Origin of the sequence: Lysinibacillus sp. NPDC094403 (assembly GCF_050278745.1) — a bacterium.
In the GTDB taxonomy this organism is placed as follows: domain Bacteria; phylum Bacillota; class Bacilli; order Bacillales_A; family Planococcaceae; genus Lysinibacillus.
Genome location: NZ_JBNNTL010000013.1, coordinates 40,378 through 54,512, shown reverse-complemented (window position 1 = coordinate 54,512; position 14,135 = coordinate 40,378). Strand labels below are relative to the sequence as shown.

Annotated in this window: 16 protein-coding genes and 1 riboswitch; of the genes, 9 read left to right on the top strand and 7 right to left on the bottom strand. The window is 36.4% G+C overall.

Translation table 11 applies throughout. From position 1 onward, the window contains the following. Positions 1-11: 11 nt before the first annotated feature. Positions 12-347: a DUF4870 domain-containing protein gene (locus ACQKMV_RS17425; protein WP_427505448.1), complete on the bottom strand. Its 336-nt coding sequence runs from the start codon at positions 345-347 to the stop codon at positions 12-14. A 124-nt stretch (positions 348-471) separates the two neighbouring features. Beyond that, positions 472-579: riboswitch (TPP riboswitch) on the top strand. Between the two features lie 127 nt (positions 580-706). On the opposite strand from ACQKMV_RS17425, the gene thiT reads away from it, so the two are divergent. The 3 genes from thiT to map all read left to right on the top strand — a co-directional run bounded on the left by thiT (position 707) and on the right by map (position 3,734). Beyond that, a complete protein-coding gene (gene thiT / locus ACQKMV_RS17420) occupies positions 707-1,267 on the top strand; it encodes an energy-coupled thiamine transporter ThiT (protein WP_427505446.1) in 561 nt (186 codons plus the stop codon). 208 nt (positions 1,268-1,475) lie between these two features. Further along, positions 1,476-1,991: a DUF4871 domain-containing protein gene (locus ACQKMV_RS17415; RefSeq protein ID WP_427505445.1), complete on the top strand. Its 516-nt coding sequence runs from the start codon at positions 1,476-1,478 to the stop codon at positions 1,989-1,991. Between the two features lie 987 nt (positions 1,992-2,978). Then, complete coding sequence (map, locus tag ACQKMV_RS17410) at positions 2,979-3,734, top strand: type I methionyl aminopeptidase (protein ID WP_427505443.1); 756 nt, start codon at positions 2,979-2,981, stop codon at positions 3,732-3,734. A gap of 25 nt (positions 3,735-3,759) precedes the next feature. Here map and ACQKMV_RS17405 read toward each other — a convergent pair whose 3' ends face one another. Beyond that, on the bottom strand, positions 3,760-4,473 hold the full coding sequence (locus ACQKMV_RS17405; RefSeq protein WP_427505442.1) for a hypothetical protein: 714 nt from the start codon (positions 4,471-4,473) through the stop codon (positions 3,760-3,762). A gap of 203 nt (positions 4,474-4,676) precedes the next feature. On the opposite strand from ACQKMV_RS17405, the gene ACQKMV_RS17400 reads away from it, so the two are divergent. Beyond that, complete coding sequence (locus tag ACQKMV_RS17400; protein WP_427505441.1) at positions 4,677-5,507, top strand: polyphosphate kinase 2 family protein; 831 nt, start codon at positions 4,677-4,679, stop codon at positions 5,505-5,507. A gap of 739 nt (positions 5,508-6,246) precedes the next feature. Further along, positions 6,247-6,834: a GNAT family N-acetyltransferase gene (locus ACQKMV_RS17395; protein ID WP_427426723.1), complete on the top strand. Its 588-nt coding sequence runs from the start codon at positions 6,247-6,249 to the stop codon at positions 6,832-6,834. A 49-nt stretch (positions 6,835-6,883) separates the two neighbouring features. Here the strand turns inward: ACQKMV_RS17395 and ACQKMV_RS17390 are convergent, their stop codons facing one another. The 3 genes from ACQKMV_RS17390 to ACQKMV_RS17380 form a co-directional block, all read right to left on the bottom strand. Further along, the gene (locus tag ACQKMV_RS17390) at positions 6,884-7,447 is read right to left on the bottom strand and encodes a beta-class carbonic anhydrase (protein WP_427505439.1); all 564 of its coding nucleotides are present in this window, start codon (positions 7,445-7,447) and stop codon (positions 6,884-6,886) included. Between the two features lie 185 nt (positions 7,448-7,632). Further along, positions 7,633-7,767, bottom strand: a complete 135-nt coding sequence (locus ACQKMV_RS17385; protein WP_283164800.1) for a hypothetical protein — start codon at positions 7,765-7,767, stop codon at positions 7,633-7,635. 335 nt (positions 7,768-8,102) lie between these two features. Beyond that, on the bottom strand, positions 8,103-8,339 hold the full coding sequence (locus tag ACQKMV_RS17380; protein WP_427505525.1) for an aminopeptidase: 237 nt from the start codon (positions 8,337-8,339) through the stop codon (positions 8,103-8,105). Between the two features lie 198 nt (positions 8,340-8,537). On the opposite strand from ACQKMV_RS17380, the gene motA reads away from it, so the two are divergent. Both motA and motB read left to right on the top strand, forming a co-directional pair. Continuing rightward, on the top strand, positions 8,538-9,341 hold the full coding sequence (gene motA, locus ACQKMV_RS17375; RefSeq protein ID WP_427505438.1) for a flagellar motor stator protein MotA: 804 nt from the start codon (positions 8,538-8,540) through the stop codon (positions 9,339-9,341). After that, entirely contained in the window at positions 9,325-10,098 is a 774-nt protein-coding gene (motB, locus tag ACQKMV_RS17370) for a flagellar motor protein MotB (protein WP_427505437.1), read from the top strand. Before motA ends, motB begins: the two co-directional genes overlap by 17 nt. A 66-nt stretch (positions 10,099-10,164) precedes the next feature. Here the strand turns inward: motB and ACQKMV_RS17365 are convergent, their stop codons facing one another. Next, entirely contained in the window at positions 10,165-10,386 is a 222-nt protein-coding gene (locus ACQKMV_RS17365; protein WP_068986647.1) for a DUF1128 domain-containing protein, read from the bottom strand. Between the two features lie 279 nt (positions 10,387-10,665). Between ACQKMV_RS17365 and ACQKMV_RS17360 the strand changes: the two genes are divergently transcribed. Beyond that, a complete protein-coding gene (locus tag ACQKMV_RS17360) occupies positions 10,666-10,992 on the top strand; it encodes a YtxH domain-containing protein (RefSeq protein WP_427505435.1) in 327 nt (108 codons plus the stop codon). 23 nt (positions 10,993-11,015) lie between these two features. After that, a complete protein-coding gene (locus tag ACQKMV_RS17355; protein WP_427505434.1) occupies positions 11,016-11,954 on the top strand; it encodes a YihY/virulence factor BrkB family protein in 939 nt (312 codons plus the stop codon). Positions 11,955-12,009: 55 nt separating this feature from the next. Here the strand turns inward: ACQKMV_RS17355 and ACQKMV_RS17350 are convergent, their stop codons facing one another. Next, positions 12,010-13,914 carry a heavy metal translocating P-type ATPase gene (locus tag ACQKMV_RS17350; RefSeq protein WP_427505433.1) on the bottom strand — a complete coding sequence of 635 codons (1,905 nt, stop codon included), beginning with the start codon at positions 13,912-13,914 and terminating at the stop codon, positions 12,010-12,012. Between the last annotated feature and the right edge of the window lie 221 nt (positions 13,915-14,135).

Here is a 14,135-nt window from a genome sequence, read left to right as displayed (position 1 = left end):
TGAAATGAAACTTATCGGATAACGCGAACAGCTTGGATAATATTCCAAATAACGATTCCAATTGAAACGAGTAAGTAAATTGCGAATGAAGCAAACCAAATGATAAGAAACGTATTACTACCTGAATCAGGGTCGAAATTGGTGTTGAATGATAAAGTTGAGAAGACAAAGACGACAAATAATATAATTCCGAATGCTACTGGGATTAAATGTGATATTAGTGCTCGAATAGAGTGACTCTTTACGTCGCTATCTTTTGTAACAAAGTAAACGACTAATGGCACAATAAAAGGTGCGAATAAAATACTGAGATAACTAAAGGCAGATAAAATTTTTTGGTTCTCCATAGTAGTACCTCCTTTTTTTATATTTACGCATGAAAAACAGCAAAGTTTCAAAAAATAATGTAGAAGAGGTTGTAATCGTAACAGTGTTTGAGTAAAATGAGGTTGTTCAAATAAATTAAGATGTAACGACCACAAGGGGAGCTGATGATGTCAGCTGAGACTGGGCACGTAATGCCTTGACTCTTCGAACCTGTAAGTTAACACTTGCGTAGGGATGTGGATAGAAACCGACACTTTTACGATGTGAGGCTCTGTCCTGGCATCGTTTTTATTTTATTGATGCCAGATAGGGACATATTTGCCAACTGATTTCTATTCCTGCTCTTGTATCCTACATCGGAACAAAGGAGAGAATACTTATGGACAATAAAAAACTTTTAATGCTTGTGGAGATTGCGATATTTGCAGCGATTGGTCTTGTGCTAGATCAGGTTTCTTTTAAAGTATGGGCACAAGGTGGCTCTGTTAGTCTAGTGATGGTGCCAATAATATTAATAGCATTTCGCTGGGGACTTATTCCAGGCATGACAACGGGTTTACTCATTGGTGTTATGCAAACAATGTTTGGTGCCACTATTGTGCATTGGCTTCAAGGCATACTCGATTATGGTGTTGCCTTTACAGTTGTGGGATTGGCGGCCGTTGTTCGTCAACCTGTGCTAGAGGCTGCTAAAGATTTAAACAAAAAGAAAATGGCGCTTTATATTATTTTAGGAACTGTATTAGCAGGCTTCTTACGTTATGCAACACATACCATTGGGGGCGCTGTATTTTTCGCAGAGTATGCTGGCGACCAAAATGCGTGGATTTATTCAATCATTTATAATGGAACATATATGCTACCAGCAACGATTTTAACAGCAATTGTTGGTGTTCTGCTATTTACGGCAGCACCTCAATTAATGCAACGCAAATCATAATTAGTATGCCCTTCACATTAGTGGAGGGTTTTTTGTTTTGCTTTTGCGAAAAGATTGTTGCTATTCAACTAACGATACAGGTTAGTTGAAGAAGAAGGGATATTTATAAGAATGTTGAAGTAGTACTATAGAATATCGTTCATCTAAGAAGAATTTAACAAAATTACTAAATGAAAGGGAATGTCTGGTTGGTAAGAGGGGGATAAATATGAGGAACAAAATGATTATGTTGATTTCTATGCAATTCTTAATGACACTTGTCGGTTGTAACAATATTGATAAAAAAGAAACTCGTGAGGTAAGTTCTACTTTTTCATTGCCCGTTACTTTGGGTGATGGGACAGAAGGTGAGTATTTATTGATTGGCGAAGAAGGGAAAGTTGGTTTTTTGGTCGGTTCGGGTAAAAAAGATGAAGCAGTAGAAGAAAAGATTATTGCTAATAAAGCAAATAAGTATATGTGGCATTTTTGGGGAGATAAAGATAGTATCAGTGGTGATTTTAAAGTAGTTGGAATTGACAAAGAAGGGAAAGAACATCCCGTGTTGGTATCTGGCGATGATACAGTATGGCAATATTCCAATACTTCCATTAGCCCTAATAACTTTGCCGATTCCCATATCCCATCGAATATGGTGTTCCCTATAAGTGGATTATGGAAATTAGAAATATATTTTAATGAGAAGTTTTTTGGGGAAATAGTTATAAACGTCGAAGATAGTTAAATTATCTTCAATGGAGTGCTTTACTTGAAGATCATTGAGTTGCGTATGCAGCTCTTTTTTCTTATCTAACGGGCAGTTTAGTTTAAGATCTTTGTTAATTTTAAATGGATAATTTACTTGAAATTGGAACTTCTATTCATGCCAGACGTATTAAAGTAAAGGGACTATGTCAGTTCAAAGAGATACATATAGAACGTAATCATTAAAAGGAGAAAATGAAATGAATATTTATTTAGTAATATTACCAATGATTAGTATGTTGTTTGGTTTGTATTTAGTATGTCTGGGACTCTGGGAATTAAGAGTTGGTATAGATAGAAAAAAATTTATAACCTTTTCGTTTACAGGGCTATTTTTGATCTTTATATTACCTAATATGTTTGGGTTTTTTCAATTAACTATTAATAACTTTCAATAAATATCTATCTGCTAACTGAACTAACGGGTAGCTTTAGTTGAAGGAGATAGCTAAACCAGAAACAACAAACTTTAAGAAAACTGCCTTTGTTTTTTAGCTAGTTACGAATGACATTTGTTGCAAAGTATACAATGTATATAAGTTGATTGTAGTGGAGGCTGGGCGACTCCTCAGGGATCGGCAATAGAGGAACGAAGGCGTTATCACATTCTGTGGTAATGCCTTCGTGACCAACATCGTTGCTGTTGCTGTCGCTTCGTTGCACTACGCTTTCGTACAGAATGAACCTCTTTTGCTGCCGCTACGTTAACACTACGCTTTCGCGCAAAAAACATCTGTTGGCCAGAGACCCTGCAGCTAAGCGAAGCGACAGCAACAAATGTTTTATCTGTGCGACAGCGATAAAAGCGCTCAGACGGAACGGAAATCAACCCCACGTCATGATGATGAGCCTGTTTTCAGCACTTTACACTTTAAGATGGCATATAATATTTAAAGCGTTTAGCGTTTTATGTATAAAAAGTTATGTTATATTAAATAGTAGATATTAGATGAAAGGGACGTTAAAAATGATTGTAAAAACGCAAGAAGAAATTGAAGCCTTTAAAAAAATCGGCCGTATTTGTGCTGAAATTCGTGAGGCAATGAAGGCAGCTACAAAACCAGGGGTAACAACACTTGAACTAGATGAAATTGCAGGTCGTATGTTTGCAGAAGCAGGAGCAATTTCTGGACCTAAAGGGGAATATGATTTCCCAGGTTACACATGTATTAGTGTAAATGAGGAAGTTGCACATGGTATTCCAGGTAAACGTGTGATTAACGAGGGAGATATCGTAAATATAGACGTATCTGGTTCTCTAAATGGCTACTTTGCTGATACGGGCATTTCATTTGTAGTTGGTGAAGGCTATGAGGATAAAGAAAAGCTATGTCGCGTAGCCAAAAGTGCTTTCGACCGTGCAATGACAAAAGTAAAAGCTGGATCAAAATTAAACCAAATCGGAAAAGCTGTTGAGCGTGAAGCATATGCCAACGATTTAACAGTAATTATGAACCTAACAGGTCATGGTTTAGGCCGTTCTTTACATGATGAGCCAAATCATATTTTAAACTATTATGATGCATGGGATTCAACAATTATGAAAGAGGGCATGGTGCTTGCAGTTGAGCCATTTATCTCAGCGAAAGCGGAGCATATTGTGGAATCCGGTGATGGCTGGACATTCGTTACACCAGACAAATCATTAGTTGCTCAAATCGAGCATTCAATTATCGTTACAAAAGACAAACCAATTATTTTAACTACACTTGATGAACAATAAAAAAACTAAAATCCTGCTAACCAATTTATTTTTGGTAGGCAGGATTTTTTTTAATAAATAATATACCAACAAGTAGCACTCCACATAAAAACAAAGCTGCTGTTGTCACAAGTAGCTCATCAAAACCATTATGTAATGCAATCCCAATATAGGACCAGATAAATACACTTGGATAGATAATATCAAAATAATGGAATCGAATATGTAGCGCTATTGTTACCCCAAGTGTCAGTAAAATAACTGCCCAAAGTGGATTACTAAGGCCAAAACCATTCCATTGATAAGATGTTAGCGTAAAGCTTACATTTGTCATCAGGCTAAACGTAATCCATCCGAAGTAAATCGAGAAGGGGATACGACCTGTGAGTGAATTATTGCTAAGAGGGTACGTTTTATACAACTTAAATAAATACAGTACTAAAATGAAAGTACTGACAATTGACACGATAAACAATTCGTGATGCCAAACAACAATTGCTAACGCCTGCATGATACATATGCAACTAAAGAGAACAGTCTGTTTCATAGATGTCTTTTTTAGATTCATAACTAACCAATAACCAAGAAATATGTAAACCACAATCCAAATCGCATAACTAACATTAAAAGGTGCAAATATTACTGGAAAACGATTTGAGATTTCTAAAGAAGATTGACCGTTTATTTTCATGAAATAGGATGAAAAGGTTAGGATGAGTGAGACAATATAAGTGATTGTCATCAAAAAAAACCGAGGCATGCTTTCCTCTCCCTTCGTGTTAAATTGTATAGGGAAAAGACAAATAAGTATAGGACTGTAACATTATATTTACATTATAACGGAAACTACCAACAATGTATCGTGTTGTTTCGCTAAAATTATCTACAATTTACCATTTACATAGGCATTCATATGTTTCTTTAGTACAATAAGAATATTCAAATGTAAGGAGTGAAGTTTTAATGACTCAAAATTTAAATGATCTAGATTTATCAGTTCAACTGGATAAGAAAATGTATAAGAAGAAATTAAAAGTACTCCAATATGAAATGTTAAATGCTCAACAGTTTTTATTGAACAATAAAATTGGGCTAATTTTAGTATTTGAAGGTATGGACGCTGCTGGTAAGGGTGGCGCTATTAAGCGTCTAATTGAACGTGTTGACCCACGTGGCTATGTCGTACACCCAATTGCAGCACCTCAGCCTCATGAACTGCGCTACAATTATTTACAACGCTTTTGGAGAAAGCTGCCACAGCATGGACAAATCGCTATTTTTGACCGCTCATGGTATGGTCGTGTATTAGTTGAGCGTATTGAAGGATTTGCAACAACAGAAGAGTGGTCTCGTGCATACGAAGAAATTAATAATTTTGAAAAGATTTTAACAGCAGGAGATTATATTGTTATTAAGTTTTGGCTTCAAGTATCTGACGAGGAGCAGCTTAACCGTTTTAAAGAACGCGAGCAGGATCCATATAAGTCTTGGAAGTTAACAGATGAAGACTGGCGAAATCGTGAAAAAACACCTCAGTATATAGAAGCTGCAAATGAAATGTTTGAAAAGACCGATAAGAAAAGTGCTCCATGGGTTCTAGTATCAGGAGACGATAAAAAATATGCTCGTGTTCAGGTGCTTCAAGAAACACTAGCACATATCGAACGTGAGGCAAAAAAACGTGGCCTTCATTTAACGAATGTATTAGACACAGCGCATTTAGAAGATGCTGAATCGTCTAGCCTTGAATTGCTAGAGAAGCAGCCTAAAAAACAAAAACAAAAAATAAAATAATGTTATAGATGCTGTAACAACAAGACGAGATGTTTTAGTTGTAGCAGCATCTTTTTTTACATACAATAAAGTAAAACTTCAATCAGTGGGTTATTTTCCCACTGATTGTTAGTTGAACCAATCGGGCTTTTACGGTCAGTTAATCGTCTACTATGTCGACTACAATCTTCATTTAAAGCGAGGAAAGACATTTACTGACCGTTAAAGCGGGATAAAGTAAAACTTCAATTTGGTGGTGATTTACCCATAAAACGGGCTCATTACTAAAAGTTGCGCATAATATTTGTTAAAATTTATACCATATATAAGTTGATTGGAGTGGAGGCTGGGCGACTCCTTGGGGATCAGCGATAGAGGAACGAATGCTAAAATCATCACGTCCTGTAACGCCTTCGTGACCAACATCGTGTTGGCCCGAGACCCTGCAGCGCAGCGGATGTTTTCTGTGCGAAAGCGGAGCGGCAGCGAATGTTTTATCTGTGCGAAAGCGAAGCGACAGCAACAACAACAAAAGCGGCTCATCGGACGCCTCCAGGAAGCTTTGCTCTGTGCGAAAGCGAAGCGACAGCAACACATGTTTTATCTGCGCGAAAGCGAAGCGTCAGCGGCAAAGCGCCCAGTCGGAACGGAAATCAACCACACTCTATGGTGAAGATTCATAAATTGTTTGTTAACCATTGAAAATGAACTCAGGCATTAAAGAACGTATTGACAATTATCGGAAGGTTAGTGTGGGAAAATGGTGCTTAAAATTTGGAGATTATTGAGGAAAAAGGGTGAAAATGTGGTATCAATTCAAGGGGGAAAATGCTACATTCGCACATTTTATGAAAAAGATGCGCAAAGTTTAACTGATCTCGTAAGTCGCAATAAATACTTTTGGTCTACATACGAACCGTTACAACGACCTGAATATTATACAATTAATGCTCAATATAAAAAAATTCAAGAAAGCTTATACTTAATGGACTCAAAGAGGGAATTTACTTTCGGTATTTTTGAGCCAGGTACAAATAACCTGATAGGACATATTGCTCTTTATGCTGTAAAACGTTTACCATATTCCAGTGCATTTGTTGGTTATGCGATGGATGAAATTTATGTTGGAAAAGGGATCGTGACAGAAGCAGTTAATATGGTCGTGCAATTTGCGTTCGAGCAAGTAGGCTTACATCGAGTAGAGGCTTATGTTTCAACACAAAATAATGCTTCTATCCGAGTCTTAGAAAAGTCTGGATTTCAGCGTGAAGGTCTTTTGAGAAAGCTGCTGTACATTAATGGCCAATGGGTGGATCATTATATGTATGCACGTTTAGAGGGCCAATAAAAAGAAACGTCTATCTTTCAAACAATGAAGGATAGGCGCTTCTTTTTTACTATTGTTCGTTACCGTCTATGATTACATCAAGGCGACCTGTATTTGGATCAATTACTAATCCATGAACAGGCACATCTTTAATCATTAACGGGTGATTGCAAATTGTTTCGACGCTTTTCTTTACACTTGTTGCTACGTCGCCAAATCCACGTAAAAACTCTTTTAAATCAATACCTGAATATTCTATTGTTTTGATAGTATCAGGGTTTATTCCTCTAACAACCATTTTATTTAACATTGCTTCTGGGTCAACTGCACTCATACCGCAGTCGTAATGTCCAATAACATACACCTCATCTGCTTGTAGTTCATAAACAGCTACAAGTAAACTACGCATAATTGCACCAAAAGGGTGACTAACTAATGCCCCAGCACTTTTAACGATTTTTACGTCGCCATTACGTAAATTCATAGCTTTAGGTAACAGCTCTACAAGACGAGTATCCATACAAGATAACACAACGATGCGCTTATCCGGATACTTTGTTGTAATAAAAGGCTCATATTTTTTGTCTTGAACGAAATCTTCATTAAACTTAAGAATATCTTGTAACATTGTCATGAAAAATTGCTCCCTTCCTTACAGGAATAATTTTAGAGCAAAACTATAAATATGCAAATAATAATGACAATATTCACGCAATTTTTTAGAAAAAAAAAGAAGTTTAGTAATTTATTTAGCGAATCGAAATAATTAAGAATAAATAAAAAACAGCTACATTATGGTAGCCGTTTTTTATAGAAAGATTAAAACTTTTCATTTGGTTTTGGATCTACAGTTACTGAAGACTTAGTATCTAAACCAACTTGTAGGTAGTGGATGAAGAATCCCAAAGAGATTAATAAAACGGCTGAAAAGCCTAGTACAGTCGTAATGAACATAATGACATCTCCTCTCTACTAAAATAATCTACAATAATATCTATAGTAATTATACAATAGGTTACTAGGAAAATCTAAGGAGAATTTATGACATCCATAACATACCTAGTCTGGACTAATATTAGTAGGTATAAAATACTTAAAACGTCCAGTTTTTATTGCGGAAAATCGGTTCTTTCTTACTGTTCGATCTAGAACTAGTTAAAAAAGTCATGTGTAAAGCTTTGATATAGCTCATTCCGGACGCAATTATGCCGAGGCATAATTGATAAAATCAGCTGTGTCCCTTGCTCAGCTAGTCATTCGAGTTTTAAAATTTCCTTGATAGGAAGAAATCAAGTGAGTCTTTTGGATCGTTTTCGTAGCGAGTTCAAAAAAAGTATAGCGTCTGATAATTCAACAAAAACCTGTTTTGTACCATTTTTATATGCTATTTTAATAATTATCTGAATAAGTTTTAATTTATCATTCGAACTGCTTATGTGAGGGAGTTGATTTTTTTGGATATTTTCTCCTGATTTTACGGCTAGTTCAGCATATTTTAGTAATTTTGTGTCGAAGGATAATAACAAATTCTTAACTAATTTCAAATAAAGACAATTTAGTGTATTATTCTTAATTCAATATAATCAAATATGGTCGAAAAGTGAATAAAAAGTAATTATTACATCGAAAAATTTGTGAAATACATTTATACTATATTATGTATTTATTTAAAATATGGAAAAGTTGACGAAATAAAGTTTAATAGGAGATTTGGAGGTTCAAAAATGGATTTGTCGTCGGTAGTAGGGTTAATTTTAGCGTTTGTTGCGCTGTTAACAGGGATGGTACTAAAGGGTGTAAATTTAAGTGCGTTTTATAACCCCGCAGCCATTCTAATCATCATCTTCGGTACTATTTCCGCAGTAACAATTGCCTTCCCAATGAAGGAGTTAAAGCGAGTACCAAAGCTATTTAAAAATATTTTTAAAGAAACAAAATTAGCAGATGATATTGAGATTATTAAGATGTTTTCACAATGGGCTGATTTAGCTCGCCGTGAAGGTCTATTAGCGCTTGAAAGTAAAGCTTCAGAGATTGAAGACCCATTTTTAAAAAATGGACTTACATTAGCAATTGATGGACAAAATGCGGACTATATTCGTGATGTCTTAACAGAAGAAGTAGAAGCGATGGAAGAACGCCATGCAAGTGGGGCGCTAATCTTCACACAAGCTGGTACATATGCTCCGACGTTAGGGGTACTTGGTGCGGTAGTAGGGTTAATTGCCGCATTAGCAGATATGAATGATATAGATAAATTAGGGCACGCCATTTCAGCTGCCTTCATGGCTACATTATTAGGTATTTTTACAGGTTACGTATTATGGCATCCATTTGCTAATAAATTGAAACGTAAATCTGCTTTAGAAGTAAAACAAAAACATTTAATGATTGAAGGTATCCTTTCGGTATTAGAAGGGGAGGCACCACGTGTTATCGAACAAAAATTATCTTCTTATTTAACAATGGAAGAACGTCGTCAAATTTCGGATGAAAGCGGGGCGGGCGGCCTTGGCAAAGAAAGCTAAGAAAAAAAAGCATGAAGAACACGTTGATGAGTCTTGGTTAGTACCATACGCTGATATTTTGACGCTGTTATTAGCATTATTTATTGTACTGTTTGCATCCAGTTCAGTAGACCAAGAGAAGCTAGATCGAATGTCAGCAGTGTTTACTCAGGTATTTGATGGTGGCACAGGCTTTTTAGAGCAACCTGCAGCAGTAAAAACTCCTAATGCAGAAAGTAGCCAAACACCACAACAGGCACAGCAAAATTCAGCTTACTTAAAAGATCAGCAGGAGTTAGCTCAAATTAAAGATAGTGTTGATAATTTCATCGCTGTTCATGAGATGGAAGGTCAATTCGCAACAGCGATGACTGATGAGGGGTTACTTGTTACAATTCGTGATAGTATTCTGTTTGATCCAGGGAAAGCAGTGATTAAACCAGAATATATTCCAATTGCTAAAGAGCTTGCTGGTGTATTAGTATCCGATCCAGCCCGAAATATTGTTATAACAGGACATACAGATAATGTTCCAGTAGGACCGAATTTTTCGTCAAACCTGGAGTTATCATTAATGCGTGCTTCAAATTTCTATATGGTTCTATTGAATAGTAATTCTAAATTAAAGTCTGAGAACTTTAGCGCTAAAGGTTATGGTGAAAATCGAGCTATTGCTCCGAATGACACGCCTGAGGGTCGTGCGAAAAACCGTCGTGTAGAAGTGTTAATACAACCACTTGTAACTGAAGACGGTACTGCCGTGAAAAATAAAAAATAGAAAAAAGCTATTAGTAAGCGGCTTTGATGCCCTATTGCTAATAGCTTTTTCTTTACAAAACCCTATTTATTTACGTAAAGATCCTAATTCTGCAACGATGGCTTGCATCTCGCTCGGACTAAATGTGTTGCGCTTCATGACCATTTCGTATAAATAGACTAGGTCTTCGTAATTAGCTTCATCGAAATTTTCCGATTTCATCGCATCGACATTAACCATGCGAAGCTTGTCTTTCATTTGATCAACCATATAAATAACGTTTTCTTTTGACGGTACTGATAAATCCATTATTTAAACCTACCTTTCATAATCCTCGAAAATATCATTTCATTGAATAAAAAAAATGTCAACACTGTATTTGGGCATTGCTTTAAAAATAGACTGTTATTGGGTAGAATAAGGGCAGTAAGCAGTTTAATTATGGTACATCACCATAACGTGTGGTTGATTTCCGTTCCGACTGGGCGCTTTCATGGAGGTGTCGGGGCATCAAACAGCCCTAACTTTTGGTGATGAGTCTTAATTATCCTAAAGGAATATACACTTACCAAGCAGGAGGTATTTAACATGGGACGAAGTAAATTATTAGCATCCATCGTAGTTGGCGCTACAGTTGGTGCTGCATTAAGCATGTTTGACCGTACAACGCGTGAGAAAACAATAGCTACAACGAAAAAGATGAAAGAAGCAATCTCGTATTATGCAGCCAATCGAGAGGAATTACAAGTACTAGTCGAGGAAAAAGCATTGGCCGCTAAAGTGCTATGTGAAAGTGTAACAGAAAATGTCAACACAATTGTTGAAAAGGTTGATGAATTTAAAGAATTACCTTCCACAATCGAAGGCATGATTAATGACACAAAATCAGCCTTTTCTTTATCTGATAAAGAATAGTTATCATACAGGAGGAAATTTGTATGGAAAAGAAAAAAGCATCGATACATACAGCTGTCGGTGTGGTGAAGTCATTTGTCTCACCAGAAGAAGACGCTGTAGATGTGATGACATCAAGGGGCTTTATGCAAGATTTAATACTACGCTTACAGCGAGTGGAAATATCAGCTCTTGCAGCGGAATTGGCTTATTTCTTTTTACTATCTTTTTTCCCACTACTAATTTTTCTAGTTACATTACTACCGTTTTTGAATATAGAGACGACGCAAGTGTATTCCTTTTTAGTGAATATTATGCCGGACGAGGTATATAGGCTTATTGAAAATACATTGAATGAAATTTTAACAAGCCGTAATAGTGGTTTATTATCCATCGGGGTGCTTGGAACAATTTGGTCTGCTTCCAAAGGAATTAATGCATTGATTAGAGCCTTGAATAAGGCATATGATACAGAAACTAGGGGGAGTATATTAGATCGAGGGTTATCCCTTGTTTTCACCATAGCATTTGTCGTTGTTATTGCTGTTGCTCTTCTTTTACCGGTTTTTGGGCAACAAGTGGGGCATTTCTTATTTTCGATTGTTGGCATTGAGGAGCAGTTTGAAATAATCTGGTATAGAATGCGCTGGTCGATACCACCTCTACTTATTTTTATCGTTTTAATGGGGATATATAGATTTGTTCCGAATACAAATCCTCGCTTGAAGTTAATGAGCGTTTGGCCAGGGGCATTGTTTTCAACTCTAACCTGGTTAGCTGCAACATATGCTTTCTCTTTTTATATTAGTAATTTTGCAAATTATTCCGCTACATATGGCAGTATTGGTGGGGTTATTATTTTGATGCTTTGGCTATATTTCACGGGAATTATTTTAATTTTTGGTGGGATTTTAAATGCAACGATGCAAAAAAAGACATTGCAAAAAGAACTTCTGAAGCAGGGGACACTACCTAATAGTTAGGAATATTAAAAAGAACAGCCTCGTTATCACGTTTTGTGATACGAGGCTGTTTATTTTAGACGTTTTTATTAAGCATACGTAAGCCGTTTAAAATAACTAAAATGGTGCTTCCTTCATGTCCAATTACACCTAGAGGTAAATCGACGATTTGTAAAAAGTTTGAGGCAATTAATAAAACGATAACTCCGATTGAGAAGAAGATGTTTTGTTTGACGATGCGTTGCATTTTACGTGATAAGCGTATTGCATAGGCAATTTTAGATAAGTCATTTTTCATTAAAACGACATCTGCTGTTTCTAAAGCCACATCTGTTCCTTCTCCCATAGCAATTCCGGTAGTTGCAGTTGCTAATGCAGGTGCATCATTAATACCGTCACCGACCATCCCTACAAATTTATGTTGAGAAAGAAGTCGTTTCATCTCAGTCACTTTTGTTTCAGGGAGACATTCAGCAACGTATTCTGTCACGCCTGCTTCCTTGGCAATGGCCTTTGCTGTCTTCTCATTGTCTCCTGTTAACATGACAACATTAATACCTAGCTCTTTTAATAATGATACTGCTTTTTTTGCTTCATTACGAACGGTATCCTTTAAGGCTGCTAATGCGACAATGCCATCTTTGTCACGAATGAAAATAACACTTTTTCCTTCTGAGGCAAGGTTTTCTGCTACACCATTTGCAAAATCATTTGCCTCATCTATACCAACAAAGTCTGGTTTACCAACAAGATACTCGACTTCATTAACGTAGCCTTTAATACCCCAACCTGGGATATCTTCAATAGTAGCTTGAGGAAATTGTGTGATACCCTCTTTTCTTACGAATGAAGTAATTGCTTGAGCAAGTGGGTGGTTCGATTGTACTTCAATACTTGCTAGGATTGCCATTGTATTTTCACGGTCTACTCCTTCTCGAACAATAAAATCAGTAACAATTGGTTTTCCTTGTGTTAAAGTACCTGTTTTATCTACTGCTAGTGCACGTAATGCACCTAGATGCTCTAAATGTAAGCCTCCTTTAAATAGCACACCGTGTTTTGCACCATTTGAAATTGCTGCAAGTGTTGCTGGCATAATGGATGCAACAAGTGCGCATGGAGAAGCAACTACTAGAAGTACCATTGCTCGATAGAAAGTTGTTGTCCAGTCCCAACCGAGTACAAAGTGGGGTAAAAACATCATTATAGCAACTGTAAGTAGTGCAATTTTCACGTAAGTACCTTCGAATTTTTCTATAAACTGCTGAGAAGGAGATTTTTCACTCTGAGCACTTTGTACAAGCTGGATAATTTTTTGGAATAGTGTTTCGGAATTCGGTTTTGTCATTTCCATCGTAATGGCACCGTTTAAGTTCACTGTACCTGCAAATACCTCGTCACCTTCACGTTTTGCTACTGGCAGAGGCTCACCGCTAATAGCGGATTCATCGATAGAAGACTGTCCTTTAAAGATTACACCATCTGCTGGTACACGTTCACCAGGCTTAATAAATAGGCGATCACCAATTTGCAACGTTGATACAGCGACTTTCATAGGTTCAAAATCACCACGAACAAGCCAAGCCTCTTCGGGTTGTAAATTCATGAGTGCAGAAATTTCACGATGACTTTTATTCATTGCGTATGTTTCAAGAGCGCCACTTACAGCAAAGATGAAAATTAGAATAGCACCTTCCGTCCAATAACCGATTGCTGCCGAACCAATTGCAGCCAATACCATTAATAGCTCAACATTAAGCTCCTTATTTTCAATGGTCTCTTCAATACCTTCTTTAGCTTTAGCAAATCCACCAACGCAAAATGCAACAATATATAAAATAATAGAAGCTGTTGTTTGCTCGCTAGTATCTAAACGCCATGCAAGCAAAATAAACAAACCTGCTATAAGAGCTGCAATTAATTCAGCATGCTCCTTAATTTTCTCAATTAGATTAAAATTTTCTCGATTAGAATATTCCACCTTTATCCCCCCTGATAATGAAAATCAATATCAAAAACCATGTAAATCAATATATATTAACAATAGTGAATTGAAAATGGCTTTCAATTGGCTCCTTTCTAATTTAGAATTATTATAACAAGGATATTTTGAAAAAGAAAGTGAAAAATTTGAAGGAATTTTAAAAGAAAGAGGGATAAAAGTAGTCCAGGATTGAGATTGAGGTGATTATGACTTTTTTT